Origin of the sequence: Amycolatopsis nalaikhensis (genome assembly GCF_030264295.1) — a bacterium.
GTDB classification, from domain to species: Bacteria; Actinomycetota; Actinomycetes; order Mycobacteriales; family Pseudonocardiaceae; genus Amycolatopsis; species Amycolatopsis nalaikhensis.
On record NZ_CP127173.1, the window covers coordinates 5,671,293 to 5,697,069 of the forward strand.

Annotated in this window: 21 protein-coding genes; 14 read left to right on the forward strand and 7 right to left on the reverse strand. The window is 70.5% G+C overall.

The window, feature by feature from the left end; genetic code table 11:
- The first annotated feature begins 51 nt into the window (after positions 1 to 51).
- The 7 genes from QP939_RS27905 to QP939_RS27935 all read left to right on the forward strand — a co-directional run bounded on the left by QP939_RS27905 (position 52) and on the right by QP939_RS27935 (position 7,563).
- On the forward strand, positions 52 to 1,635 hold the full coding sequence (locus QP939_RS27905) for a non-ribosomal peptide synthetase (RefSeq protein ID WP_285459861.1): 1,584 nt from the start codon (positions 52 to 54) through the stop codon (positions 1,633 to 1,635).
- A gap of 12 nt (positions 1,636 to 1,647) precedes the next feature.
- Positions 1,648 to 1,854, forward strand: coding sequence for an MbtH family protein (locus QP939_RS27910; RefSeq protein ID WP_285449180.1), 207 nt, complete (start codon positions 1,648 to 1,650; stop codon positions 1,852 to 1,854).
- 55 nt (positions 1,855 to 1,909) lie between these two features.
- Entirely contained in the window at positions 1,910 to 2,962 is a 1,053-nt protein-coding gene (gene hppD / locus QP939_RS27915) for a 4-hydroxyphenylpyruvate dioxygenase (RefSeq protein WP_285449181.1), read from the forward strand.
- A 31-nt stretch (positions 2,963 to 2,993) separates the two neighbouring features.
- Positions 2,994 to 4,331 carry a condensation domain-containing protein gene (locus QP939_RS27920; RefSeq protein WP_285449182.1) on the forward strand — a complete coding sequence of 446 codons (1,338 nt, stop codon included), beginning with the start codon at positions 2,994 to 2,996 and terminating at the stop codon, positions 4,329 to 4,331.
- A 37-nt stretch (positions 4,332 to 4,368) separates the two neighbouring features.
- Entirely contained in the window at positions 4,369 to 5,598 is a 1,230-nt protein-coding gene (locus QP939_RS27925; protein WP_285449183.1) for an NAD(P)/FAD-dependent oxidoreductase, read from the forward strand.
- Positions 5,599 to 5,619: 21 nt separating this feature from the next.
- Entirely contained in the window at positions 5,620 to 6,729 is a 1,110-nt protein-coding gene (locus QP939_RS27930) for a hypothetical protein (protein WP_285449184.1), read from the forward strand.
- Between the two features lie 105 nt (positions 6,730 to 6,834).
- On the forward strand, positions 6,835 to 7,563 hold the full coding sequence (locus QP939_RS27935) for a class I SAM-dependent methyltransferase (protein ID WP_285449185.1): 729 nt from the start codon (positions 6,835 to 6,837) through the stop codon (positions 7,561 to 7,563).
- Between the two features lie 133 nt (positions 7,564 to 7,696).
- On the opposite strand, the gene QP939_RS27940 is transcribed toward QP939_RS27935, so the two are convergent.
- The 3 genes from QP939_RS27940 to QP939_RS27950 all read right to left on the reverse strand — a co-directional run bounded on the left by QP939_RS27940 (position 7,697) and on the right by QP939_RS27950 (position 11,268).
- Entirely contained in the window at positions 7,697 to 8,926 is a 1,230-nt protein-coding gene (locus QP939_RS27940) for a cytochrome P450 family protein (RefSeq protein WP_285449186.1), read from the reverse strand.
- A gap of 144 nt (positions 8,927 to 9,070) precedes the next feature.
- Positions 9,071 to 10,579 carry a 4-hydroxyphenylacetate 3-hydroxylase family protein gene (locus QP939_RS27945; protein ID WP_285449187.1) on the reverse strand — a complete coding sequence of 503 codons (1,509 nt, stop codon included), beginning with the start codon at positions 10,577 to 10,579 and terminating at the stop codon, positions 9,071 to 9,073.
- Positions 10,580 to 10,599: 20 nt separating this feature from the next.
- Complete coding sequence (locus tag QP939_RS27950) at positions 10,600 to 11,268, reverse strand: O-methyltransferase (RefSeq protein ID WP_285449188.1); 669 nt, start codon at positions 11,266 to 11,268, stop codon at positions 10,600 to 10,602.
- 198 nt (positions 11,269 to 11,466) lie between these two features.
- Here QP939_RS27950 and QP939_RS27955 point away from each other — a divergent pair, with 198 nt between their 5' ends.
- Entirely contained in the window at positions 11,467 to 12,921 is a 1,455-nt protein-coding gene (locus QP939_RS27955) for a nucleotide disphospho-sugar-binding domain-containing protein (protein ID WP_285449189.1), read from the forward strand.
- Positions 12,922 to 13,123: 202 nt separating this feature from the next.
- Here QP939_RS27955 and QP939_RS27960 read toward each other — a convergent pair whose 3' ends face one another.
- The 3 genes from QP939_RS27960 to QP939_RS27970 are packed head-to-tail and all read right to left on the reverse strand — an operon-like array spanning position 13,124 to position 16,750.
- Positions 13,124 to 14,371, reverse strand: a complete 1,248-nt coding sequence (locus QP939_RS27960; RefSeq protein ID WP_285449190.1) for a class I SAM-dependent methyltransferase — start codon at positions 14,369 to 14,371, stop codon at positions 13,124 to 13,126.
- A 7-nt stretch (positions 14,372 to 14,378) separates the two neighbouring features.
- On the reverse strand, positions 14,379 to 15,359 hold the full coding sequence (locus QP939_RS27965) for an NAD-dependent epimerase/dehydratase family protein (protein WP_285449191.1): 981 nt from the start codon (positions 15,357 to 15,359) through the stop codon (positions 14,379 to 14,381).
- Positions 15,356 to 16,750, reverse strand: coding sequence for a nucleotide sugar dehydrogenase (locus tag QP939_RS27970; RefSeq protein WP_285449192.1), 1,395 nt, complete (start codon positions 16,748 to 16,750; stop codon positions 15,356 to 15,358). The genes QP939_RS27965 and QP939_RS27970 overlap by 4 nt, the downstream gene beginning before the upstream one ends.
- Before the next feature lie 205 nt (positions 16,751 to 16,955).
- Here QP939_RS27970 and QP939_RS27975 point away from each other — a divergent pair, with 205 nt between their 5' ends.
- Positions 16,956 to 17,537, forward strand: a complete 582-nt coding sequence (locus QP939_RS27975) for an NUDIX domain-containing protein (protein ID WP_285449193.1) — start codon at positions 16,956 to 16,958, stop codon at positions 17,535 to 17,537.
- 143 nt (positions 17,538 to 17,680) lie between these two features.
- Here QP939_RS27975 and QP939_RS27980 read toward each other — a convergent pair whose 3' ends face one another.
- A complete protein-coding gene (locus tag QP939_RS27980) occupies positions 17,681 to 18,163 on the reverse strand; it encodes a hypothetical protein (protein ID WP_285449194.1) in 483 nt (160 codons plus the stop codon).
- 582 nt (positions 18,164 to 18,745) lie between these two features.
- On the opposite strand from QP939_RS27980, the gene QP939_RS27985 reads away from it, so the two are divergent.
- The 5 genes from QP939_RS27985 to QP939_RS28005 all read left to right on the forward strand — a co-directional run bounded on the left by QP939_RS27985 (position 18,746) and on the right by QP939_RS28005 (position 25,325).
- Positions 18,746 to 19,930: an acyl-CoA dehydrogenase family protein gene (locus QP939_RS27985; RefSeq protein WP_285449195.1), complete on the forward strand. Its 1,185-nt coding sequence runs from the start codon at positions 18,746 to 18,748 to the stop codon at positions 19,928 to 19,930.
- Positions 19,931 to 20,205: 275 nt separating this feature from the next.
- Complete coding sequence (locus tag QP939_RS27990) at positions 20,206 to 21,804, forward strand: MFS transporter (protein ID WP_285449196.1); 1,599 nt, start codon at positions 20,206 to 20,208, stop codon at positions 21,802 to 21,804.
- Between the two features lie 85 nt (positions 21,805 to 21,889).
- Positions 21,890 to 23,053: a DegT/DnrJ/EryC1/StrS family aminotransferase gene (locus QP939_RS27995; protein WP_285449197.1), complete on the forward strand. Its 1,164-nt coding sequence runs from the start codon at positions 21,890 to 21,892 to the stop codon at positions 23,051 to 23,053.
- A gap of 87 nt (positions 23,054 to 23,140) precedes the next feature.
- Complete coding sequence (locus QP939_RS28000) at positions 23,141 to 24,157, forward strand: alcohol dehydrogenase catalytic domain-containing protein (RefSeq protein ID WP_285449198.1); 1,017 nt, start codon at positions 23,141 to 23,143, stop codon at positions 24,155 to 24,157.
- Positions 24,158 to 24,176: 19 nt separating this feature from the next.
- A complete protein-coding gene (locus QP939_RS28005; protein WP_285449199.1) occupies positions 24,177 to 25,325 on the forward strand; it encodes a nucleotide disphospho-sugar-binding domain-containing protein in 1,149 nt (382 codons plus the stop codon).
- Positions 25,326 to 25,777: the final 452 nt, after the last annotated feature.

Consider the following 25,777-nt stretch of genomic DNA (forward strand, 5'->3'; position numbering starts at 1 on the left):
ACCGGGAAGCTCGACGAGCGCGCCAACCGGCTCGCCCACCGGCTCACCGGGCTGGGCGCGGGCCCGGACGTCCCGGTCGCCGTGCTGCTGGAGCGCAGCACCGACGTCGTCGTCACGTTCCTGGCCGCGCTCAAGGCGGGCTCCTTCTACCAGCCGATCCACTCGGCCTACCCGGCCGACCGGCGGCAGTGGATCGTCGACCACTCGAAGGCGACCATCCTGGTCACCGACGAGGCCTCGAAGGGCCTGGGCATCCCGTCGGTCGCCGACGTCGTGCTGGCGTCCGAAGACCTCTCCGACCAGCCGGTGACGGCGCCCGCGGTCACGCTGGACGAGAACTCCCCGGCGTACGTCATGTACACCTCGGGTTCCACGGGCGAGCCGAAGGGCGTGGCCGTGCGCCACACCGACGCCCTCGCGCTGGCCCTGGACTCCACTTGGGACACCGGCAACCACGAGCGGGTCCTGCTCATCGCGCCGCACGCCTTCAACGTCTCCACCTACGAGATCTGGGTTCCGCTGCTGCACGGCGGCACCGTGGTCGTCGCGCCCGAGGGCAAGCTCGACATCCCGACCCTCGGCTCGCTGCTGGCCGAGAACGAGATCACCGGCGTGCACCTGACCGCGGGCCTGTTCCGCGTCGTCGCCGAGGAGGCGCCGGAGAGCCTGGCCGGGGTCCGCGAGGTCCTCACCGGCGGCGACGTGATCGCGCCGAACGCGGTCGCCCGCGTGCTCGAGGTCAACCCGAACCTGACCGTCCGCGCGATGTACGGCGCGACCGAGGGCACGGTCTTCAGCACCAACTCCGCGATCCGCGCGCCCTACACCCCGGGCCCGGTGGTCCCGGTCGGGCGCGCGATGGACGGCGTCGAGCTGCACGTCCTGGACGAGCGGCTGGACCCGGTGCCCGACGGCACCGTCGGCGAGCTGTACTTCGGCGGCGTCGGCGTGGCCCTCGGCTACGCCGGCCGACCGGACCTGACCGGCGAGCGCTTCGTCGCCAACCCCTTCGGCGAGCCGGGTTCCCGGATGTACCGCACCGGCGACCTCGTGCGCCGCACCCCGGCCGGCGAGATCGAGTTCGTCGGCCGCGCCACCGACCAGGTGAAGATCCTCGGCTTCCGCGTCGAGCTCGCCGAGATCGAGGCCGCCATCGCCGGGCACCCCGGCCTCGCCGACGTCGCCGTCGTCGCCCGCGAGGTCAAGGCCGGTGACGTCCGCCTGGTCGCGTACCTGGTCGCCGAGTCCGGCGAGCCGGACACCGGCGCCATCCGCGAGCGCGTCCGCTCCCGGCTGCCGGAGTACATGCTGCCCGCCGCGTTCGTCGTGGTCGAGCGGCTGCCGCTGACCGCGAACGGCAAGCTCGACCGGGCCGCGCTGCCGCAGCCGGAGTTCGAGACCGCGGGTGCCTCCCGCGCGCCGAGCGGCCCGAAGGAGGAGGCGCTCTGCCGCGCGTTCTCCGAGGTGCTCGGCATCGAAGAGGTCGGCGTCGACGACAGCTTCTTCGACCTGGGCGGCCACTCGCTGCTGGCGATGCGCCTGCTCAACCGGATCCGCGCCGAGCTGGGCGTGGAACTGAAGATCAACACGCTCTTCGACACTCCGACCGTGGCCGGCCTGGCCCAGGTGCTCTGAGGGAGACCCGAGATGACGAACCCCTTCGACGACCCGGACAAGAACTACACCGTCCTGGTGAACGCCGCGGGCGAGCACTCCCTGTGGGTGTCCGGTATCCCGGTGCCCGCCGGCTGGGAGGTCTCCTACGGCCCGCGCGGTCGCCAGGCGTGCCTGGACCACATCGCCGAGAACTGGCGCGACCTGCGGCCGAACCCGGCCGCCCGCCGCGCCGCCTGACTCCCGGACGCCCGCCCACCGCGCTCATCCCGGAACAGAGGAAAGAAGGTTTCCCATGGCCACCCCGAACCCGTCGGCCCTCGACGGTCTCGAGCTGGACTACGTCCGTTTCTACGTCGGCAGCCTCGACACGGCACGGGACTGGCTGGTGCGCGGGTACGGCCTCGGCGAGCGGCCGCTGGGTGACTCCGGCCCGGACTGGGCCACGGTGCGCTCGATCGAGATCGGGGCCAACGACGTCCGGTTCATCTTCAGCGAGCCGCTCGTCGAGGACCACCCCGGCACCGCCTACGTCGACCACCACGGTGACGGCGTCTCGGACATCGCCCTGCGCGTCAGCGACGCGAAGGCGGCGTTCGAGGCGGCCGTCGCCCGCGGGGCGCGCCCGGTCGCCGGGCCGTCCCGCGCCGGCAACGTCGTCACGGCCAGCATCATGGGCTTCGGCGACACGCTGCACACCTTCGTCGAGTACCCCGGCGGCGTGCCCGCGCCGATCGCGGTCAACGCCGAGGAACCCGGTGCGCTGCTGGAGATCGACCACTTCGCGGTGTGCGTGGAGCACGGCCACCTCGACGCCACGGTCGACTTCTACCGGGACGTGCTGGGCTTCGAGCTGATCTTCGCCGAGACGATCGCGGTCGGCGCGCAGGCGATGACCACGAAGGTCGTGCAGAGCAAGTCCGGCAGCGTCACCTTCACGCTGATCGAGCCGGACACCTCGAAGGAGCCGGGCCACATCGACGACTTCCTCAAGGACCACGGCGGCGCGGGCGTGCAGCACATCGCCTTCACCACCAACGGGATCATCGAGGCGGTCGACGTGCTGCGCGACCGGGGCGTCGAGTTCATGGGCACCCCCGCCTCCTACTACGCGGACCTGCTGCAGCGCGTGGTGCCGGAGCAGTACTCGGTGGTGAACCTGCGCGAGCAGCAGGTGCTGGTCGACGAGGACCACGACGGCCAGCTGTACCAGATCTTCGCCCGCTCGGTGCACCCGCGGAACACGATCTTCCTGGAGCTGATCGAACGGCTCGGGGCGCGGGGCTTCGGCAGCGGCAACATCACCGCGCTGTACCAGGCCGCCGAGCGCCAGCGCGACCACCACTGAATTGAAAGCCGTGCAGGGAAAGGGAACCCCGATGAGCCGCTACCCGCTGTCGGCCAACCTCGGTCTGCTGTGCATCTTCGACAAGGGCGAGACGGACGGCGCGTTCGGGCCCCGGCACCTGGTGATCCACGGCTGGCGGGTGCGCGGCGAGCTGGACCTGGACGCGCTGCGCGGCGCGCTGGACGACGTCGTCGAGCGGCACGAGATCCTCCGCACGGAGATCGTCCGCGAAGGCGGCGAGCAGTACCAGCTCGTGCACCCGCCGTGCTCGCCGGAGCTCGTCCTGCACGACCTGACCGACGACGGCCGCCCGCGCGACCTGCAGGTCGACGAGTTCGTCAACTCCGTCGAGGCGGGCCGCCTCGGCGCCGACGAGCTGCCGCACCTGCGCGCCGAACTGGGCCGCTTCGACGACCGCGACGGCGTGCTGGTGCTCATCGTGCACCACACCGCCGGCGACGGCTGGTCGCTGCACGTGCTGATCCACGAGCTGGCCGTCAGCTACGCGCGGCGCCGCGGGCTCGACGTGCCCGCGCTGCCGGAACCGCGCCAGTACGGCGAGTTCTCCGTCTGGCAGATCGGCGACCTGGCCAGCGACCAGTCGCAGGCGTCGCGGGAGTACTGGGGCGGCAAGCTGCGCGGCGGGCGAATGCTCGACATCAAGGCCGACCGCACGCTCGCCCCGGACACCCCCGCCGTCTACGCGGTGGAGCGGTTCCTGCTCGACGCCGAGCTCACCCGCGGCACGACCGAGCTCGCGCGGGTGATGCACTGCTCGCCGTTCATGGTGCTGCTGGCCGCCTACAACGCGCTGCTGGCGCGGATGTCGGGCGCCACCGACCTGGTGGTGCCGATCATCACCTCCGGCCGCGCCGACCAGTCGCACTACGAGACCATCGGCCCGTTCTTCAACCTGGTCCCGCTGCGCACCGACATCGACGGCTGCCGCACCTTCTCCGAGCTGGTGCTGCGGATCCGGGCCACCTGCCTGGAGGCCTACGCGCACGAGCTGCCCTTCAGCGAGGTCGTCGCGCAGGCGCCGGAGATCAACAAGACCTACGAGCGGGACGACAACGCCGTCTGCGCCATCCAGGTGCTGCAGTTCCCCGGCATGACCGAGGCCGAAACCGTCGGCGACGTCGAGTACGCCGAGGTCCGCAAGCGCACCCAGTCGTGCCAGGACACCTCGGACATCCCGAACGGCGTGCTGTGGGCACTGGACATCCTCGGTGACGGCGAGATCGCCGGCACCGCGCGCTACAACACCGAGCAGTTCGACCGGGAGACGATGGTCCGGATGGTCGAGGACTACCGGGGGATCCTGGCCTCCGGCCTGGCCGACCCCAACCGTCCACTGTGGGCACTCTGACCACCAGCAGCAGCGGCGATCGAGGAGGAAGGCGCACATGAGCGCAAGCGAGGAGAGTTACGACGTCGTGGTCATCGGCGGGGGACCCGGTGGCGCGGCGACGGCCGGGCTGCTGGCCGGCATGGGCCACAAGGTGCTCGTGCTCGAACGCGAGAAGTTCCCGCGCTACCACATCGGCGAGTCCCTGATCACCGGCGCCCTGCCCACTCTGGACGACCTGGGCCTGATCAAGCGCCTGGACGCCATGGGCTTCACCAAGAAGTACGGCGGCACCCTGCTGTGGGGCAAGAACCAGGGCACCTGGGGCTTCCGGTTCACCGAGTCGGCGCTCTACGACTACGCCTACCAGGTGCGCCGCGCCGACTTCGACGCGCTGGTGCTGGGCCGGGCCCGCGAGCTGGGCGCGAAGGTGCTCGAAGAGGTGACCGTCCGCGAGCCGATCTTCGACGGCGAGCGCATGGTCGGCGTCACCTACGCGGAGAAGGGCAGCAAGGAGACGAAGGAAGCGCACGCGACGTTCGTCATCGACGCCTCGGGCCAGACCCACATGCTGGCCAAGCACTTCGACTCGGTCGTCTGGCACGACGACCTGCGCAACATCGCGACCTGGACGTACTGGCAGGGCTGCAACCGCTACAGCGGCACCAAGGCGGGCGACATCATCTCGGAGAACCGCCCCGCCGGCTGGTTCTGGTTCATCCCGCTGCACGACGGCACGGTCAGCGTCGGGTACGTGACGCCGCTGGAGGAGTACCAGAAGTCCGGCAAGTCGCTGGAGGAGCTGTACTTCGAGGAGCTCGCCAAGACCGAAGAGGTCAGCACCCTGGTCAAGGGCGCGACGCGGGCGAGCGGGTTCCGCAACATCAAGGACTGGTCCTACACCGCCGAGCGCTTCCACGGCCCGGGCTGGGCGCTGGTCGGCGACGCCGCCGCGTTCGTCGACCCGCTGCTGTCCACCGGCGTCACGCTGGCGCTGCGCGGGGCGCGGGCGCTGGCCGACGCGATCGACGGCGTGCTGCAGGACCCGTCGGCCGAGGACGAGCTGCTCGGCCTGTACGAGGAGAGCTACCGGACCTTCCTCGACTCCGTGCTGGACTTCGTGCGGTTCTTCTACGACCGCACGAAGAACAAGGAGGACTACTGGGACAAGGCCCAGGAGCAGATCGACCCGAACAAGCTGCGGCCGCGCGAGATGGACTTCGCGACCATGCTCTCGGGCCTGACCGGGATCAACGACATCTTCCAGCAGCGCCGGCGCGCGGCCTAGCGTCTTTTAGGAGAGCACGACATGAGCGAACACGAGATCCTCGCGCCGCAGGGGAGAGGTCTCACCTACCGCGGGGTCGCCTACGACTGCGGGTCCAACCACGAGACCGGCCAGGGCCACAACTCCCGCATGGTGTGGAGCGACGACATCATGCGCACGGAGATCGACTCGATCGCCGACGGCCTCAAGGCGAACTCGGTGACGATCTACGGCACCCTGTTCGACCGCCTCGAAGCCACGACGGCGCACGCGGTCGAGCGCGGCCTGCACGTGTGGCTGCAGCCGCGGCTGATGGACGGCGAGCAGCCGGACGTGCTGGAGCACATCGCCGAGACCGCGCGGCTGGGGGAGAAGTTCCGCAAGCAGGGCGCGGACATCCACGTCAGCGTCGGGTGCACGCACGCGATCCAGACCATGGGGATCATGCCGGGCGAGTTCTACCACAACCGGATGGGCAACGCGTTCCCGGACTCCGACCACCACTTCCTGCGCCCGGTCGGCCCGATCGACCACGACGACGTCGAGGTGAAGCTCAACGCGTTCCTGGGCCAGGCGGTCAAGGTCGCGCGGGCGAACTTCAGCGGCGGCATCACCTACTCGGCGGGCTCGTTCGAGCGGGTCGACTGGACGCCGTTCGACTACATCGGCATCACGGACTACTTCCACGCGAAGCCGAGCCGCGAGGCGTACATCGCCGAGCTGGACTCGTACCGCAAGTGGGGCAAGCCGATCATGATCGCCGAGTACGGCACGTTCACCTACGCGGGCGCGTCGGAGAAGGGTCTGCTGGGCTTCGACATCGTGGACCGCACGGTCGAGCCGCCGCGGGTGTTCGACGGCTTCGTCCGCGACGAGCAGGCCCAGGCCGACTTCCACCTCGACCGGCTGCGCCTGTACGACGAGTTCGGGATCTACAGCGTCGCGGTGACGGAGTTCGTCCACCCGACGCACCCGCACTCCGAGGACCCGCAGTGGGACCTCGACACCGCGAGCATGACGATCACGAAGACGATCCGCGACGACTACTTCGACCACTTCTCGACCTACCGGATCGAGCCGAAGGAGTCGTACAAGGCGATCGCCCGCTACTACGAGGCGGTCACCGAGCGGGAACGCCGCGCCGCGGCCTGACCTGGGGGCATCACGAGCCGCCTCGCACCGACGGGTGCGAGGCGGCTTTTCCCGTTGCCGGGAAAACCGGTGGACAATTCGCGGGCGGCTCGTGATCGTGGAGGCATGAGCGAGGTCTGGAGCGCCGACACGGCCCGGCGTTACGACACGCCCGGCACGGGGATGTTCGCACCGGAGGTGCTGGACCCGGCGGTCGACCGGCTGGCGGCGCTCGCGGGCGGCGGGGCCGCGCTCGAGTTCGCGGTGGGGACGGGCCGGGCCGCGATCCCGCTCGCCGGCCGCGGCGTGCCGGTGACGGGCATCGAGCTGTCCCCGGCGATGCTCTCGCAGCTTCGTTCGAAGGCTGACGAGCAGCTGCTTCCGGTCGTCCTCGGGGACATGGCGAACGCCCGCGCGCCGGGGTCGTTCTCGCTCGTCTACCTGGTCTACAACACGATCTCGAACCTGCAGACGCAGGCCGAGCAGGTCGAGTGCTTCCGCAACGCCGCTCGCCACCTGGTGCCCGGCGGGCGGTTCGTGATCGAGCTGGGGGTGCCCGGGCTGCGGCTGCTGCCGCCGGGGCAGGACGCGCTGGTGTTCGCGAACGAGCCCGGGTACCTGGGTGTCGACGTGTACGACGTGCTGAACCAGCACCTGGTGTCGCACCACTTCACGTTCGACGGTGAGAACCGGACGCGGCTCGGGCGTGGCCGGTTCCGGTACGTGTGGCCCGCCGAGTTGGACCTGATGGCGCAGCTGGCGGGGTTCGAGCTGGAGAGCAGGCACGCGGACTGGGCCGGAGCGGAGTTCACCGCGGAGTCGACGACGCACGTCTCCGTGTACCGCCTGACGTAACCGCGTAGGTGGTCGTGAGTGTTTAGGGCGGTTAGAACCGCCCTAAACACTCACGACCGGCAGGTACGGGAGCGGCACCCGGCGAAACAACGGAGCCCCGGACCGAAGTCCGGGGCTCCACAGTGGACTGAACTCAAGCAGCCGCGGCGGCCGACGACTCCGTCAGGCGGATGGGCAGCTCGTTCAGCCGGTGCACGAAGTAGCTCGGCTTCCAGCCCAGGTCGGCCTCCGGGATCGCCAGCTGGATGTCGGAGAACTTCGCCAGCAGGCTCTTGAAGAAGATCTCGCCCTCGAGCCGGGCCAGCGGGGCGCCCAGGCAGAAGTGGATGCCGTGGCTGAAGGCCAGGTGCGGGGTCTGGCGCTCGAGGTCGAACTTGCCCGGCTCCGGGAAGTCGCGGGCGTCGTAGTTCGTCGCGGTCAGGGAGATCGCCACGTGCTCGCCCGGCTGGACCGTGACGTCGCCGATCGTGACCTCCGCCTTGGCGAAGTGGTAGGTCACCGTGACCACCGGCGGGTCGACGCGCAGGATCTCCTCGATCGCCTTGGGCACCAGGTCCGGGTTCGCGCGCAGCTTCGCGAGCTGCTCCGGGTTGCGCAGCAGCGCGAGGATGCCGTTGGCGATCATGTTGACCGCCGTCTCGACCGAGCCGATCAGCATCAGGAAGATGTTGGACCGCAGCTCGATGTCCGACAGCGTCGAGTTGCCCTCCTGGCCGGACAGGATCGCGGAGATCATGTCCTCGCCCGAGGTCTCCTTGCGCTGCGCGATCAGCTTCGTCAGGTAGTCGTCGAACCAGCGGCCGGCCTGGAAGATGTCGTTCTGGTCGGTCACCTCGCCGAGGCCGGTGACGATCCCGCAGTACTCGCGGAACTCCGCGCGGTCGGACATCGGGACGCCGAACCACTCGCAGATGACCTCGTTGGGCAGCGGGATGGCGAGGTCCTCGACGACCTCCGCGGTGCCGGTGGCGGCCACCGCGGCCAGCAGCCGGTCGGTGATCTCCTGCACCCGCGGGCGCAGGTTCTCCATGTAGCGCGGGGTGAACGCCTGCGAGACGAGCTTCTTCATCCGGGTGTGGTCCGGCCGGTCGTTGAACACCATGGAGTGGCGGAAGAAGTCGTCGTTGTAGAGCGCCAGGTACGGCTTCAGGGTCGGGTCGGCGACCTTGTCGCTGCGGGCCAGGCGCGGGTCGGACAGCGCGCGGCGCGCCTCGCGGTAGCCCGTGACCAGCCAGGCGGGCATGCCGTCGGGCATCGACACCTTGTGGATCGGGCTGTCGGTGCCGAGCTTGGCCAGCAGCTGCGGCGGGTTGGTCAGCTCCGTGGCCTCGAGCGGCACGCGCGGGGCGTCTTCTGCGGACATCAGTCACTCCTCAAAGGTCTTCGGCCGAACCCCGCGGCACCCCAGGACGGCCGCGGTCGCCGTTGCTCGTTCCCCGGGTTCATCTTCGCCGCGGCCCCGGCCGCGCTCACCTCGCGTCTTGCCCAGTGCCGCGGCGAAAATCCTTCACCGGGTCATGTCGGGCACGGTCCAGCCGTCGAGGTCGTACTCGTTGAGGCACGTGTCGACGAACCGCTTGTAGTCGTCGACGTCACCCGAAGCGACCTGCCCGAAGAGCAGCTCGATGCGGGTGTTCTCGTGGCTGCCGGCGTAGTTGCGCTCATACAGCTCGTGCCGCCCGCCGAACTCGGTGCCCACGGCGTCCCAGAGCAGCTTCATCACCTTGACGCGCGTCTCGGCGTCGATGCCGTTCGAACCGCGGACGTAGGTGTCCAGGTAGGACCGGATCTCCGGGTTCTTGAAGTCCTCGGCGCTGGAGTTGATGTAGATCAACGCGCTCGCGACGTCCTGCAGCACGATCTCGCGGATGCGGGCGTAGCCGACCTGCGTGAACCAGCGGTAGGCCTGGCCGTAGGCCGGGTTCGGCAGCAGCGCGCCGTCGCGCCACGGCACCGGGTTGCGCGCCGCGGCGTCCGAGAGCCCCCAGAACAGGTTGCGCCACGCCAGGACCTCGCCGAGGCGGGTCTGCACGCCGCGGAAGTCCTCGGTGCCGGTGATCTCCAGCGCCTTCGCGATCAGGCCCGCGATGAACTCCAGCTTCACCGCCAGCCGCGTGCAGCCCTGGAACGTCGAGCGCTCGATGAAGCCGGACTGCCCGGTGAACGTCTGGACCTTGCCGAGGTCGCCGTAGATGAAGACGTTCTCCCAGGGGATCAGGACCTTGTCCAGCACCAGGATCGTGTCGTTCTCGTCCAGCCGCGAGGAGAGGGGGTAGTCGAACGGCGAACCGACCGCGTTGGCCATCGACGTGTACGACGGACGGCAGATCAGCTTCATCCCCTTGGCGTCCATGGGGATGGTCGCCACGAGCGCGAACTCGCGCTTCTTGATCGGCAGCCCGTAGTGCGCGATGAAGTTGTAGTGCGTCAGCGCGGAGCCGGTCGCGACGACCTTCGCGCCGCTGACCACCAGGCCCGCGTCGGTCTCCTTCTCCACGTGGACGAACACGTCGCGGACCTCGTCCGGCGGCCGCTTGCGGTCGACCGGCGGGTGGACCAGCGCGTGGTTCCAGTAGAGCACCTTCTCCTGCGACTCCCGGTACCAGCGCTTGGCGTTCTCCTCGAACGGCGCGTAGAACTCGGAGTTCGCGCCGAGCGTGCCGAGGAACGACGCCTTGTAGTCGGGGCTGCGGCCCATCCAGCCGTAGCTCATCCGCGCCCAGGTGGCGATCGCCTGCTGGTCGGCGACCATGTCCTCGACGCTGTGCGGCGTGCGGAAGAACCGGTGCGTGTAGCCGCCGCTGCCGGTGTCGGTGGGCGCGGTGAGCACGTCCTTGTACTTCGGGTCGTGCAGGGCGTCGTACAGCCGCGCGGTCATCCGGATCGGGTTGCGGAACGCCGAGTGCTCGGTGACGTCCTTGACGCGCTCGCCGTTGATGTAGACCTCGCGGTCGTCGCGCAGGCTTTCGATGTACTCGGCGCCGGTCAGCGGCCGGGCCGGACGGCTCTCGCTCATGGCCACCTCCCCTTGTCCGTTCACTTCTTGCGGGCGAGCGTGACGCCGTCCGCGATCGGCAGCATCACGGTCTCGAAGCGCTCGTCGACGGCGAGCTTCGCGTTGACGCCGGCGACGACTTCGGCGGCGTAGCGGGGGAGGTCCTCTTCCACGTCCTCGGGGGCCGCGACGGTGCCGTGCAGCAGCACGTTGTCGAGGATCAGCAGGCCGCCCGAGCGCAGCATCGGCGTCACGGCGTCGATGTAGTACGGGTAGGACGTCTTGTCGGCGTCGATGAACACCAGGTCCGCCTCGCCTTCGCCGACGAGACCGGGCAGCGTCTTGCGGCCGGGACCGAGCTTGAACTCGATCTTGTCGGCGACACCGGCCAGCTCCCAGTGCTTGCGGGCGATGCCGACCCAGTCCTCGGTGACGTCACAGGTGATCACCCGGCCGCCGGGCGCGAGACCGCGCGCGAAGGCCAAAGAGGACAGTCCGGTGAACGTCCCGACGTCGATCACCGTCTTCGGCGCGACGAGCTTCGCGATCAGGTGCAGGAAACCCGCCTGCTCGATCGGCGTCAGCATCTCGGCGAGTTCGCCGACCTTCGCGGTGTCCTCGATCAGGCTGCTCACCACCGCGTCGGGTGGCGTGCACGAACTGACCACGTAGGCGATCGTCTTCTCGTCCAGGAAACTGAACGTACTCATGCGTCCTCCACGACGGCGCGCGATCCGGCCGGGGTCCGGTGGGCAAAGGCCAGTATCGCCAGCGCCGCGAAAGCCTTGCGTCTCCTCGTTTGCACTGCACAGAGCCCTTCAGCACTGCGGGAGATGCGCCGGTTCGGCGCCAGCGACGATTCTGGCCTTTGCCGACGACGACACCACCTCCGGAGTCGAGGAGATTCGATGCGAGTCCTGTTCACCGTCTACCCGAACTCACTGGCGCACCTCTATCCGGTGGTGCCGCTGGCGTGGGCGCTGCAGAGCGCGGGGCACGAGGTCCGCGTGGCCGCGCACCACAGCGCCGCGGAGATGATCATCAAGACGGGCCTCACGCCGGTCCAGCTCGGTGACCCCGACCAGCCGCCGGTGCGCCTCACCGACGACTGCGCCCCGCCGCACCACCAGGACATCGTGAACCGCTACGCCGACGTGATGGGCCTGTCGCCGGAGGGCCGCGAGCACTGGATCGTGTTCTACCAGTGGCTGATGCAGCCGACCTCGGACTACGTGCGCCTGGACCGCCGCGAGGCCGAGGACCTGATCGACTTCGCCAAGGTGTGGCAGCCGGACCTGATCTCGTGGGACGCCACCATCCCGGCCGGCGCCGTCGCGGCGAAGGTCTGCGGTGCGGCGCACACGCGGCTGCTGATCGGGCACGACATGTTCGGCTGGTCGCTGGACCGGCTGGCGGAGAACAAGGACGCCCTCGTGGCGGCCGGCCTCGACCCGAACCCGCTCGCCACGCTGATCCGCCCGCTGGCGCAGAAGTACGGCTACGAGGTCGACGACGAGCTGCTGGTCGGCAACTTCAGCATCGAGACCATGCTGGAGGGCCTGCGCCTGCCCACGAGCACGAAGAAGCTGCCGATGCGGCACGTGCCCTACGTCGACCCCGACGTCCTGCCGAAGTGGCTGTACCAGCGTCCCGAGCTGACCCGCTGTGAGTGCTGTGGCCGCAAGAACCGCCGCCGCGTCGCGCTGTCGCTGGGCGAGTCCACCCGCCGGTTCATCAAGGGCGACTGGGACCGCGCGCCGAAGATCCTCAAGGCCCTCGGCCAGCTCGACGACCTCGAGATCGTGGCGACGCTCGACAAGGCGCAGCTGGCCGACGTCGAGGAGATCCCGCCGAACGTCAAGGTGATCGACTGGGTCAACCTGCCGCACCTGCTGCCGACCTGCTCGGCGCTGATCCACCACGGCGGCATCGGCACCTACTCCTCGGCGGTGGCGAACAAGGTCCCGCAGCTGGTCTGCGACGTCGAGGGCATCTCGCTGCTGATGCGCCTGGTCGAGGACGGCGGCGACATCAACAAGACGGGCACCTACCGCCTCGGCTGGGAGTTCGACGAGCGCGAAGAGGGCGAGCCCGACGCGGCGACGTCGCACTGGGAGCTGCCGGCGAAGAAGGTCGAGTCCACTGTGGTCTCCGACTTCGTCATCTCGACCGGCGCGGGTGTCCGCCTCGACCACCGCGCCAGCACGGTCGAGGAGATCCGCGACCTGGTCTGGGCGGTGGCCACGGACCAGCGCTACCACCACGCCGCCCAGTCCCTGCACGACGACTGGCTGGCGATGCCGAGCCCGAGCGACATCATCCCGGACCTGGAGAAGCTGGTCGTCCAGCACCGCCGTCGCTGAGCCTCCCCTCGAAGCCGCCGTCCCGCACTCCGCGGGGCGGCGGTTTTTCGTGTGTCCGGCCGGGCGGGCTGAAGGGGACTTTCAGTGCATGTGATGCGAGGAAAGTCCCCTTCAGCTCACCAGACGCCAGCAACGTCCCCTTCAGCCCGCGTCGAAAGGCCCCGCCGAGCGAACTCGGCGGGGCCTTCGGTCCGAAGAGGACTCAGAGCACTTCGACCTCGGGGACGAACCGGATCCACTTGCCGCCCGCGGCGCGGAACGCCTGTTCCTTGGCCATGATCTCCTCGGCGTGGTTCCACGCGAACAGCACGGCGTAGTCCGGGTAGGCGTCCGAGAACGCCGACGGCGGCTTCACCGGCAGGTGCGAGCCCGGCAGCAGGTGGCCCTGCTTGCCCGGCGTCGAGTCCACGACGAACGGGATGAGGTCCGTCGTGATGCCGCAGTACGTCGTCACCGTCGAGCTCTTGCCCGGCGCGCCGTAGCCGACGACGGTCTTGCCCTGCTCGCGCAGGTGCGTCAGCAGCCCGACGAGGTCGTCGCGGATCCGCTCGACGTTGCGGCCGAACCGCGCGAACGTCAGCGGCTCCGAGAGCTTGCCCGCCTCCTCCTCGGCGAGCAGCGCGTCGAGCGAGGCCGACGGCGTGCGCGCGCCCGGGCGGGCGATCGTGTACCGGACCTCGCCGCCGTGCATGGCGATGTGCTCGGCGTGCACCAGCTCGAAGCCGAAGCGCTCGGCCATCGCGCGCACCGAACCGGCGCTGAAGTAGAACACGTGCTCGTCGTAGATCTGGTCGAAGGCCATGCCCTCGATGATCGTGGCGAGGTACGGCTCCTCGAACACGAAGATGCCGTTGTCCGACAGCAGCGCGTCGATGCCGCGGAACAGCGACTCGACGTGCGCGATGTGGCAGATCGTGTTGGCGCCGAAGATGACGTCGGCGGCGCCGTGCGCGCCGCGGACGGCGGCCGCGGTGTCGGCGTCGAAGAACGCCGAGAGCACCTGGACCCCCTTGGCACGCGCCAGGTCCGCGACGTTGCCCGACGGCTCGACACCGAGGTGGCGGACACCGGCCTCGGCGATCGTCGACAGCATGACGCCGTCGTTGCAGCCGATCTCGACGATGAACGGGTCCGGCCCGGTCAGCTCGTTCGCCAGGAACCACTCGGCGTCGGTCCGGAAGTGCTTGCGGTGCCCGGCCGAGCCGGAGGCCTGGTACCGGTAGCCCGCGTGGTAGCGCAGCTCCTGCGGCACCTCCTCCATCAGCTGCACCATCGTGCAGTCCTCGCACGCCCCCACCGCGAGCCGGAAGCGGAACTCGCCCTCGACCTCGTGGGGGAGCAGGAAGCCGTTCGCCGTCGGCTGGTCGCCGAGGTCGACGAACTCGGCGACGCGGCCGCCGCACACCCGACACTTCGTACCCATGGACTGGCCCTCACTGTTGGTGGTCATCGAATCCTCACTCCGCGCCCTTGTCGTCCTGCGCCAGCCACCAGTCCGCGCCCCGCGCCCACTCGACGGTCTTGATCAGCCCGTCGCGCAGCGAGGTTTCCGGGCGCCAGCCGAGGATCTCGGCCGCCTTGGCGTTGTTCGGCACGCGCCGCGGAAGGTCCTCATAGGACGCGCCGAGCTTCTCGCCGGTGTCGACGTCGACGACGTCGGTCGCGCCGGTGAGCTCGCCGACCAGCCGGACGACCTCGCCGACGGTGGTCTCGACCATGCTGCCGATGTTGAACGCCTGCCCGACCGCGCCCGGGTGGTCCGCGGCGCGCAGCGTGCCCTCGATGGCGTCGTCGACGAAGGTGAAGCAGCGGGTCATGGTGCCCTTGTCGTAGACGACCAGCGAGCGGCGGTTCAGCGCGCGGTGGATCGAGCGGCTGACGATGTAGGCGGGCCGCTGCCGCGGGCCGTAGACGTTGAAGTAGCGCACGATGGTCGCGTCGAGCCCGTGCTGGCGGGCGAAGGCGAACGTCAGATGCTCGGCCAGCGCCTTGCTGGAGGAGTAGGACCAGCGGTCGTGCGACGTGCCGCCGAGCACGCGGTCGCCGTCCTCGTCCCACGGCACCGCCGGGTTCTTGCCGAACACCTCGCTGGTGCTGGCCAGCACGACCTTCGCGCCGGCCTCGAGCGCGAGGTCGAGCACGGACCGCGTCGCGGCGTAGTTGATGTCGATGACGTCGAGCGGGCGCGCCAGGTACTGGTCGACGCCGACGACCGCGGCCAGATGGTAGACGACGTCGACACCGGGCCGGATCGCCTCGGCGAGCTTCGCGGTGTCGCGCAGGTCGCCGGTGACGTACCGGACGCCCTCGACCGGAAAGCGCGGCGGCGCGACGTCCAGGACGGTCACCTGGTCACCGCGGTCGACGAGGCGCTCGACCAGGTGCGACCCGACGAAGCCGGACCCACCGGTGACGACGGCGTGCTGGGGAGTGCTCATCGGCCGGTCTCCGTCTCGGTCGGCGTGCCGGGGATGGCGTCGCCACGGCCGATGCCGCGGTAGACGTAGCCGGCGGCGCGCAGCTGCGCGATCTTTTCCTTCGGGTAGTACGCGCGGCCGTCGAGGACCAGGCAGTCCTGGGCGACGGGCAGCGCGGCGAAGTCGATGTCGTGGAAGTCGCGGTGCAGCGCCAGGATCGCGAGGCAGTCCGCGTCGCGCACGGCCTCTTCGAGGCTCGCGGCGGGCCGGATGCCGAACAGCTCCTCGGCGGCGTCCGGGTCGACCAGCGGGTCGTAGACGGCGACGGTGAGGCCCGCCTTGGCGAGCGTCTTCACCGCGCCGACGGTCGGGGTGGCCCGCAGGTCGCCGGTGTCGTTCTTGAACGCCAGCCCGAGCACGGCCACCTTGCTGCCGGTAGGGTTCTTGCCCTGGCGCACCAGCTCGTCGATCGCCAGCTGCGCGGTGTACTCCGGCATCCCGGCGTTGACCTCGCGGCCGGCGGGCGCGGTCCGGATCGGCAGGCCGTGGCGCTCGGCCGAGCGCCACACCATCCACGGGTCCTTGGTCAGGCACGAGCCGCCGACGCCGACGCTGGGCAGCAGGATGTTGACGTTGCCCGCGCCCTTGGGGATGGTGTTCGCCGCGGTGATCACGTCGAGCACGTCGACGCCGTAGAGCGCGCAGAACATCGCGAGCTCGTTGGCCAGCGCGATGTTCAGGTCGATCCACCAGTTGCTGGCCAGCTTGACGATCTCGGCCGCCTCCAGCGAGTCGCGGGGGATCACCTCGACGCCGAGGGCGCGTCGCCAGAAGGCTTCCGCCGCGGCCTCGCTCTCGTCGCCGAGGCCGCCGGCCACGATCGGGAAGGTCCGCAGCTCGCGCAGGGCGGTGCCCTCGGCGAGCCGCTCCGGGGTGAAGGCCAGGCCGAAGTCGACGCCGCCGAGCAGGCCGCTCTCCTCCTCCAGCAGCGACAGCACGATGCCGCGCGTGGTGCCCGGCGGCACGGTGCTCTTGAGCACGACGAGCTGGCCGGGGCGCAGGTGCTCACCGAGGGCCCGGCAGGCGCCGCGCAGCTGCTCTTCGGCGAGGGAACCGTCCTCGCGCACCGGGGTGCCGACGGCGATCAGGATGACGTCGGCTTCGCCCGCCTCGGCGATGTCCGTGGTGACGCGCAGGTTCCCGGCGGCGAGACCTTGGAAGATCAGCTCGGCGAGCCCTTCTTCGGCGAACCGGCAGTGGCCGCGCGCCAGCTCGTCGACCAGGCGTGGGTCGGTGTCGACGCCGACGACGTCGAACCCGCGGTCGGCCAGCGTCGCGGCGATGCACGAGCCGACGTAGCCGAAACCGATCACCGCCACTCGGAACCGGTCTTGGTCGGGCAGAAAACGCATCCGCGTCTCCAATCGGGTGATACTGCCTCCGGGACCGGCACGCGGGCCGGGTCCTGCACGAACTCGTCGGGGGCGCACGCGCGCCGACCGCGGAGCTCCCCGCCGACCATGGTCCGCGCGGTCCGCGGCCGGTCGCGTCTCCTCTGTTGCTTGCGCCGCACCGCCAGAGAAGCCTCGGCCGGTGGGCGCGCTTATCGTGGTGGGCATGGCTGAAGCCGCCGATCTCCCGGTGATCCGGCAGATCTCCTCCCGGCTGGTGTACGAGAACGCGTGGCTGAGCGTGCGCGAAGACGGCATCGAGCGCCCCGACGGTTCCCACGGGATCTACGGGGTGATCGACCGCCCCGACTTCGCGGTGGTGATCGCGGCCGAGCGCGGCGGCTTCCACCTCGTGGACCAGTACCGCTACCCGCTGTTGGGCCGGTACTGGGAGTTCCCGCAGGGGTGCTTCCCGGGCCGCCGCGACGGCGACGCGCTCGAGCTGGCCCACCGCGAGCTGGCGGAGGAGACCGGGCTGCGCGCGGGCTCGATGGTCCCGCTCGGACGGCTGGCGGCGTGGCACGGCGCGAGCGGCCAGATGTGCACGGTGTTCCTGGCGACGGACCTGGTGCAGGGCGAGCCGGAGCGCGAGCACGAAGAGCAGGACATGCGCCACCGCTGGTGCTCGCGCGCGGAGTTCGAGGCGTTGATCCGCAGCGGCGGAATCCGCGACAACACGACGGTGTCCGCGTACATGCTCCTGCGCCTGCACGAGGAGGAGGGCGGTGGTACGCGGTGTCTTGAATGAGTCATTCAGGACCTCCGAGGTCCTGAATGACTCATTCAAGACACGCCCGCCACGGCTCCCCGCCCGCCCGCTCGGGTGTCGCGAATGGGGCATTGGGGACCTCTGGTGTCCCGAATGAGTCATTCGCGACCTCCGGAACTCGGCTACGGCCGGACGATCTCTCGCAGGGCCGCGGCGAACTCCTCGGGGTGGGTCACGTACCCGACGTGCCCGCCCGGCAGGTGCACGATCGCGTTCCCCGTGTGCTCGGCCAGGACCGTGTTGGGCCGGTACGGGAAGGTGTCACGCGCGTCGCCGCCCGCCAGGACCAGTTTGTCCGAAAAGGACTTCAGCAGCCGCAGGTTCGGGCGGTACGCCGGGTACGGCTTAAGCTCGTGCTCGAACCAGAACACATGGTTGCGCCGGATGCGCCCGAGCATCTCGGCCAGCTCGTCCGGCGGCAGCTCGGTGCGCCGCGGCGGCTTGGTCGTGGTCTCCATGCCCATCCCGGAGCGGAACGCCTTGCGCGCCGCGTCGACGCCCTCGCGCTGGTAGACCTCGTACAGCTCGGAGTAGAACCCGAGCCAGTGTTCGGCGTCCGGCAGCACCGACGCCAGCGGCGGCTCGTGCGCGACGACCGTGTGCACCAGGTCCGGGTGCCGTTCGAGAGTGGCGAGCGCGACGATCGCGCCCGAGCTTCGACCCGAACACCGCCGCGGGCCCCGGGGCGAGGTGCCGGAGCAGGGCGCCGATGTCGTGGGCGTCGTCGGTCAGCCGGTCGTCGCCGACCGGGCCGTCGAGCGGGCTGCGCGAGAACCCGCGACGGTCGTAGGTGATCACCGTGTACTCGTCGGCCAGCGTCTCGGCGAGCGGCACGAACGGGGCGGCGTCGCCGTTGCCGCTGGGGATGATCAGCAGCGCCGGCCCGGCCCCGCGGACCTCGTAGTACAGGCTCGCGCCGGGCACGGCCAGCCGGTCGATGGTGACTCGCATGCGCATCCTCCGGTCACGGACGGTTTGCCGCCAGTGTCGGCCGGGCGCGGCCGCCCGCGCGTCTCTCCGCTTGGCGTCCGGCGGCTCTTCCGGATTGCGCGGCCGCGGCCACGCGCATTCCGCGAGGTGCGCACCGCCGCGGGCGGGTGCCACCGTCGGGAGCGCGCGCGGCGTCCTGTTGCGCCCGGAGCCGCCCCGCCGGGCCTCCGTAGTCCCGTCACACCGTGGAGGTCCAGGTGCCGAGCACCCCACTTCCGACCCGGGCCCAGCTCGTCGAGCGCGCCGCCGGGCTCGTCCCGATGCTGCGCGCCAACGCGGGCAAGGCGGCGCAGGACCGCCGGCTCACCGAGGAGACGATCGACGCGCTCGCCGACGCCGGCGTCTTCAAGCTCCGCGTCCCCGCCCGCTTCGGCGGCTACGAGGCGGACACGACCACCCTGATGGAGGTCGCGACCCAGCTCGGCCGCGGCGACGGCTCCGCGTCGTGGGTCGCCTCGGTCTACTCCATCCCGGGCTGGATGGTCTGCATGTTCCCCGAGCAGGTGCAGGAGGAGGTGTTCTCGACCCCGGACGTCCGGGTGTGCGGGACGCTCAGCCCCACCGCGTTCGCCAAGACCGTCTCCGGCGGCTTCATCGTCAACGGCAAGTGGAGCTTCATCAGCGGCGCGCCGCACGCCCACTGGCAGGAGATCATCGCCATCCTCGACCCGGGCGACGGCAGCGAGCCGTACCCGCTGATGGCGCTGGTCCCGATGTCGGACCTGCAGGTCGTCGACGACTGGTACGCCGTCGGCCTCAAGGGCTCCGGCAGCCTCACCACCATCGCGCAGGACGTGTTCGTCCCGGCCGAGCGGGCGCTGCCGATGCCGACGGTCGTGCAGGGCAACACCGTGTCCGAGCGCAACTCGCGGATCCCGATCTACCGCGCGCCGCTGGTGCCGGTGGCCGGCGCGAGCAGCGTCGGCACCCTGCTGGGCCTGGCGCGCGCGGCGATGGAGAACTTCCTCGAGTGGCTGCCCGGGCGTCGCATCGCCTACACCGCGTACACGAAGCAGTCGGACGCGGCGGTCACCCACCTGCAGGTCGCGGAGGCGGCGCAGAAGATCGACCAGGCCGAGTTCCACGCCCGCCGGATCACGTCCACTGTGGACACCAAGGCGATCGAGGGTGTCCCGTGGACGCTCGAGGAGCGCGCCCGCAACCGCGCCGACGTCGGTGAGGTCTGCAAGCTGGCCAAGGAAGCCGTCGACATCCTCGCCGCCGGCGCGGGCGGCGCGTCGATCTACCAGCACGTGCCGATCCAGGGCATCCTGCACGACCTGCAGGCCGCGAGCCTGCACGCGCTGATCAACCCGACGACGGCCGCGGAATTGTACGGTCGTATTCTGTGCGGTTTGGAACCGGACACCGCATACATCTGAGCCGACGATTTCGCCGTCCCGTCCCGGCCTGCCGCAGGAATTCGCTGTCGCAGGTCAGGGCGTGGAACGCCCGGGGAAAAACAGTGAGAACGCACGGTCCCGGCCACCGGTTCCCGGCGGGGTTCGCACCGCATTCCGGAAGATGCTCGTGACGAGCGGCCTCTGGGACAGTTACTCACCGTACGAACCGACCTCGAAGTCACAACGCCCTGTGCGTCTGGCCTTTGTGATCCCTCGGTTGGCCGGCGGCTTTGATGGAGAGAGGATGATGAAAAGTGACCGGTAACGGCGCGCCGCCCTTGGCCGGGCGGCGGGAGTGGTGGGGGCTGGCGGTGCTCGCCCTCCCCACGATGTTGACGATGATGGACATCAACGTCCTGTTCCTCGCGCTCCCGCACCTGAGCGCTGACCTGGGCGCGAGCAGCACCGAGCAGCTGTGGATCACCGACATCTACGGCTTCCTGATCGCCGGGTTCCTGGTGACCATGGGTACGCTCGGTGACCGGATCGGCAGGCGGAAGGTCCTGGTGACCGGCGCCACGGCCTTCGGCATCCTTTCCGCGGTCGCGGCCTTCTCGACCAACCCCGAGATGCTGATCGTGATCCGGGCCCTGCTCGGTATCGCGGGTGCGACGATCATGCCGTCCACGCTCGCGTTGATCATGGGCATGTTCCAGCACCCGAAGCAGATGGGTGCCGCGATCGGTGTCTGGGCCACCTCGATGATGGCCGGTATCGCCCTCGGCCCGGTGGTCGGCGGCCTGCTGCTGGCCTCGTTCTGGTGGGGCTCGGTGTTCCTGCTCGCGGTGCCGATCATGGTGCTGGTGCTGGTGTTCGGGCCGATCCTGCTGCCCGAGTTCAAGAACCCGCAGGCGGGCAAGCTCGACCTGGTGAGCGTGGCACTGTCGCTGCTGGCGATCCTGCCGTTCATCTGGGGCCTCAAGGAGGTCGTCCGCTCCGGCTGGGCGGTCGCCCCGGTCCTGGTGGCCGTCGCGGGCATCATCTTCGGCGTGGTGTTCGTGGTCCGGCAGCGCAAGCTGGCGAACCCGCTGCTCGACGTCCGCCTGTTCGCGATCAAGGCCGTCTCCGGCGGTCTGATCCTCGGTCTGCTGTTCGCCGCGATCCAGGGCGGCACGGGCCTGCTGGTGACCCAGCACCTGCAGGAGGTGGAGGGCTTCTCGGCCCTGAAGTCCGCGCTCCTGCTGCTGATCCCGGCCGTGATCATGGTGGTCGGCATCCAGGCCACCAACCCGCTGTCGCTGAAGGTCAAGCCCGGCGTCATCCTGATCGTCGGCATGCTCATCGCCGCGGTCGGCATGCTGGTGCTGAGCCTGTACGACACGACTTCGGGCGTGGCCGTGCTGATCGTCGGCTCGAGCATCATCTTCCTCGGCGGCAGCCCGATCGGCGTCCTGGTCAACAAGGTCGTCATGGGCTCGGCCCCGCCGGAGAAGATGGGGTCGGCGGCTTCGCTGCAGTCGACCGGTGGTGAGCTGGGCGTCGCGCTCGGCATCGCCGCGCTGGGCAGCATCGCGACGGCGGCCTACCACAGCCACCTGACCGTGCCCGCCAGCGTCACCGGCCCGGCCGCGGACGCCACCCGCGAGAGCATCACCAGCGCGGTCCAGGCGGCGGGTTCCCAGCCGCCGAACGTCGCGCAGGACCTGCTTTCCGCGGCGGGCAACGCGTTCACCAGCGCCCTGAACACCACCGCCGGCATCTGCGCGGTCGTGTTCGTGGCGCTGGCCGCGCTGGCCTTCGCCACCCTCCGGCACATCCCGGTCCCGCCGGCGCCGCCCACGGGCCCGCCGCCGGAGGCCGCGCCGGAAGGTGCCCCGGAAGGGGAGACCTCCGCGGAGGCGGCCCAGGCCTGACGGTCTGGAAAACCCTTGGTCCGGCCGGATCGCGCGAGCGGTCCGGCCGGACCGTCCCGTGAACCAGCCATGCGGAGGAGTCCCGATGGAGCCGATGATCAACGTCATGCAGCCGGCGCTGGGCGAGCAAGAGCTCGCGGCGGTCCGGGAGGTGTTCGAGAGCAACTGGATCGGCCGCGGCGCCCGCACGCAGCAGTTCGAGTCGGCTTTCGCGCGGCACATCGGCGTCGACGCCGACCACGTGACGACGACGAACTCGTGCACCGAGGCGACGTTCATCGCGATGGAGCTCCTCGAGATCGGCCCGGGGGACGAGGTCGTGCTGCCGACGCCGAGCTTCGTGGGCGCGGGCAACGCGATCGCGTCCCGCGGCGCCGTCCCGGTGTTCTGCGACGTCGACGAGGCGACGCTGAACCCCCGCGTGTCGGACATCGAGGCGGTGCTGACCGAGCGCACAAAGGCCGTGCTGATCCTGCACTACGGCGGGTATCCCGGTGAGGTGAAGCAGATCGCGCAGCTGTGCCGGGACCGCGGCATCCACCTGATCGAGGACGCCGCCGTCGCTATCGCCTCCACTGTGGACGGACAGAGCTGCGGCACCTTCGGCGACATCGGCGTGTGGAGCTTCGACCACGGCAAGATCGTGGTCACGGTGGACGGCGGCATGCTGTGCGTGCGCGACCCGGAACTGGCCGCTCGCGCCCCCAAGATCGCCTACCTCGGCATGGAGCAGCGCAGCGGGTACGACCAGGCGATGCGCGCCCAGACCCGCTGGTGGGACTTCGACGTGACGTCGTTTTCCCGCCGCTCCACGACGAACGACGTGCTCGCCGCGATCGGCAACGTCCAGCTGAGCCGCCTCGGCGACTTCATCGCCCGCCGCCGCGAAGTCGCGGAGGCCTACGACGCGGGCTTGTCGGACGTCGCCGGCCTGCGCGTGCCCCCGCCCCTCCCGGCGGGCCACACGTCGTCGTACTACATGTACTGGCTCCAGTTCGAAGGCGGCATCCGCGACCAGGTCGCGCGCGACCTGTACGAGCTGGGTGTCTACACGACTTTCCGGTACCCGCTGCTGCACCAGGTTCCGGCGTACGGCTCGTCCGCGGTGCTCCCGAACGCGGAGGCGGCCGCGGCCAAGACGTTGCTGCTGCCGATGCACCAGTCGCTGTCCGATTCGGACGTCGACCGCGTGATCTCGGCCGTGCGCGAGTGCACGGGACGTCGCATCCGCGTCGCGCGCGCGGCCTGAAACCCCGCAGCCGGGAAGACGGCGCCGCGGCGCCGCTCTGGCACCGTTGTCGGTAAGCGTCCCGGCGTCGGAGTGAGGATGATGGTCATGAAGGCTGCGGTGATCCCCGGGGTCAACCAGGAGTGGGAACTGCGGGAGGTGCCGACCCCCGAGCCCGGCCCGGCCGACGTGCTGATCCGGGTCCGCGCGTCCGGCATCTGCTCGAACGACGTCCTGGTGACGAAGGGGATGCTGCCGTTCCCGGCGTTCGACCCGGCGATCCCCGGGCACGAGCCGGTCGGCGAGGTCGTGGCGGTCGGCGACGCGGTCACCAGCCGCCAGGTCGGCGACGTGGTGGGCACGACGTGGATCCGCGGTACCTGCGGCAGCTGCGACTACTGCCGACTCGGCCTCCCGCTGTCGGCCCGTGCGACGTTCGCTTGCGCGGCCCCGGTTTCCACGGGATTCACTGTCCAAGGTGGACAGGCGGAGTACATCGTGGTCGCGGCCGACCAGACGGTGCTGATCCCCGACCACCTGGCCCCGGAGCTGGCGGTCCCGGTGCTGTGCGCGGGGTACACGAGCTGGAGCGCGCTGCGGACGGCGGACCCGAAGCCGGGAGAGCGCGTCGCGGTGGTCGGCATCGGCGGCCTGGGGCACCTCGCGGTGCAGTACGCCCGCGCGTGCGGCTTCGACACGATCGCGGTGACGAGCTCGCCGGAGAAGCACGACTTGGCGCGCGAGCTGGGCGCGAGCACGGTGGTCTCGAACGGCGAAGAGCTGCGCGCAGCGGGCGGCGCGGACGTGGTGCTCGTGACGGGCACGTCGTACCGCGCGGCGGCGGACGCGATGACGGGGTTGAACGTCAACGGCCGTCTGGTGCTGGCCGGCATCGACGTCACGGAGCCGTTCACGCTGCCGCCGATGCTGCCGTTCTTCGGGCTGGGCCAGCGGATCCTCGGCGCGACCCACAACGGCACGGAGTACCTGCGCGAGGCGCTGGACCTGGTGGCGGCGGGCAAGGTGAAGCCGCTGGTGGAGACGTTCGCGGCGGAGGACGTCGCGGAGGCGGTCCGGAAGGTCGGCAAGGGCGAGGTGCGGTTCCGCGCCGTCGTCACGTACTGAACCGCGCCCGGGGGCTGTTGTGCGGATCTTGTTCACGACGGTGGCCCTGCCGGGCCACTTCTTCCCGCTGGTCCCGCTGGCGTGGGCCTGCCGGGCGGCGGGGCACGAGGTGCTGGTGCTGAGCGCCGAGCACTTCGTCCCGACGGTGCTGGGGTCTGGGTTGCCGGGAACGTCATCGGGCCCGGCGGAGAAGTTCGCCGACCTGGTGGCCGACGACCGCCCGAGTGAGGGCTTGGCGGAGCAGCGCACGGCCCACGGCCGGGTGTTCGGCCGCATGGCGGCCCGGGCGTTGCCGGGGACATCGGTGGCGATGCGCGCGTGGCGCCCGGACGTGGTGGTCAGCGAGCGAGCGGAGTTCGCGGGCCCGATAGCGGCGTGGGGGCTCGGAATCCCGCAGGTGGAGCTGCACTGGGGGGTGGCGGCGCTCCCGGAGTACCGCTGGGGAGCGGCAACGGAGTTGTCGGTCCAGCTGGCGGCCCGCGGCCTGGAGATCCTCCCACGCCCGTCGGCGGTGCTGAACCCGTGGCCCCCATCGTTGCGGCTCCCGCACGCGGCGGGCCACACGGGCATCCGGCCGCTGGCGTACAACGGCGAGGCGAGGGTGCCGGACTGGGTGCTGCGCCAGCGGCGTAGGCCCCGGGTGTGCCTGACGTTGGGGACGGTGGTGCCGCGAACGGGCCGCAGCCAGGTGGCGGAGAGCGTGGCGGACATCGTCGGAGCGCTGGCGGAGCTGGACGTGGAGCTGGTGGTGGCGGTGGACGACCGCATCGCGGCTGGCTGGCCGCGACTGCCGGAATCGGTCCGCCACGTGGGGCGGATGCCGCTGTCCCCGGTGTTCGCAACGTGCGACGCGGTGATCCACCACGGCGGGCAGGGAACGGCACTGACGGCGATCGAGGCGGCGTTGCCGCAGCTGGTGCTCCCGGTGTTCGACGACCAGTTCGACAACGGCGAGTCGGTGGCTCGAGCGGGAGCGGGGGTCCGGATGTTGCCGGACGAGATCGCCCCGGCGGCGATCGCGCGGCAGTGCGCGGAGATCTTGGGCCGGCCGGGGTACCGCCGGGCGGCGGAGGTTTTGGCGGCCGAGCTGTCGGCCCAGCCGACCCCCGCTGAGGTGGCGGAGGGGCTGGCCGAGTTGGCGGCGGAGGGCGCCGCCGAGGCGGCGTGAGGGTCGCGGAGGCGCGTGGGGCCGGTTGCTGCGGGTCGCGCGGCGCGAGGGGCCGCCAAGGTGGCATGGGTCGCCCGCGGCGCACGAGGGCTCGCCGAGTGGCGTGGGTGGCCTGCGGCGGCGTGCGAGGGCCCGCCGAGGTGGTATGGATGGCCGCGGCGGGGCGGGATGGTCCACCGAGGTGGTGGCCCGGCGCCTGTGCGCGAGGGCCGGTTAGGTGACCTGAGCGGCCTGCGGGGTGCGGCAGGAGTGCGGGCGCCGCGGAGGCTGTCTGCGGGTCGCGAGCGTTGCGAGAGGCCCACGAGAGCCGCGAGGGTGACATCAGAGTGCTGCGGTGGCGGCGTGACGGGCCCGCCGAGGCACCCCCGGAGCAGCGGAGGCGGCGTCCAGCGGGTCCAGGAGGCGTGCTCGGAAGCGTAGAAGCGCCATCCTGGAGCCCGAAGCCGCGCGAA

Coding starts and splice junctions, on each gene's coding strand:
- QP939_RS27910 (WP_285449180.1), top strand. CDS start 1,648: ATGACGAACCCCTTCGACGACCCGGACAAGAACTACACCGTCCTGGTG.
- hppD (WP_285449181.1), top strand. CDS start 1,910: ATGGCCACCCCGAACCCGTCGGCCCTCGACGGTCTCGAGCTGGACTAC.
- QP939_RS27920 (WP_285449182.1), top strand. CDS start 2,994: ATGAGCCGCTACCCGCTGTCGGCCAACCTCGGTCTGCTGTGCATCTTC.
- QP939_RS27925 (WP_285449183.1), top strand. CDS start 4,369: ATGAGCGCAAGCGAGGAGAGTTACGACGTCGTGGTCATCGGCGGGGGA.
- QP939_RS27930 (WP_285449184.1), top strand. CDS start 5,620: ATGAGCGAACACGAGATCCTCGCGCCGCAGGGGAGAGGTCTCACCTAC.
- QP939_RS27935 (WP_285449185.1), top strand. CDS start 6,835: ATGAGCGAGGTCTGGAGCGCCGACACGGCCCGGCGTTACGACACGCCC.
- QP939_RS27940 (WP_285449186.1), bottom strand. CDS start 8,926: ATGTCCGCAGAAGACGCCCCGCGCGTGCCGCTCGAGGCCACGGAGCTG.
- QP939_RS27945 (WP_285449187.1), bottom strand. CDS start 10,579: ATGAGCGAGAGCCGTCCGGCCCGGCCGCTGACCGGCGCCGAGTACATC.
- QP939_RS27950 (WP_285449188.1), bottom strand. CDS start 11,268: ATGAGTACGTTCAGTTTCCTGGACGAGAAGACGATCGCCTACGTGGTC.
- QP939_RS27955 (WP_285449189.1), top strand. CDS start 11,467: ATGCGAGTCCTGTTCACCGTCTACCCGAACTCACTGGCGCACCTCTAT.
- QP939_RS27960 (WP_285449190.1), bottom strand. CDS start 14,371: ATGACCACCAACAGTGAGGGCCAGTCCATGGGTACGAAGTGTCGGGTG.
- QP939_RS27965 (WP_285449191.1), bottom strand. CDS start 15,359: ATGAGCACTCCCCAGCACGCCGTCGTCACCGGTGGGTCCGGCTTCGTC.
- QP939_RS27970 (WP_285449192.1), bottom strand. CDS start 16,750: ATGCGTTTTCTGCCCGACCAAGACCGGTTCCGAGTGGCGGTGATCGGT.
- QP939_RS27975 (WP_285449193.1), top strand. CDS start 16,956: ATGGCTGAAGCCGCCGATCTCCCGGTGATCCGGCAGATCTCCTCCCGG.
- QP939_RS27995 (WP_285449197.1), top strand. CDS start 21,890: ATGGAGCCGATGATCAACGTCATGCAGCCGGCGCTGGGCGAGCAAGAG.
- QP939_RS28000 (WP_285449198.1), top strand. CDS start 23,141: ATGAAGGCTGCGGTGATCCCCGGGGTCAACCAGGAGTGGGAACTGCGG.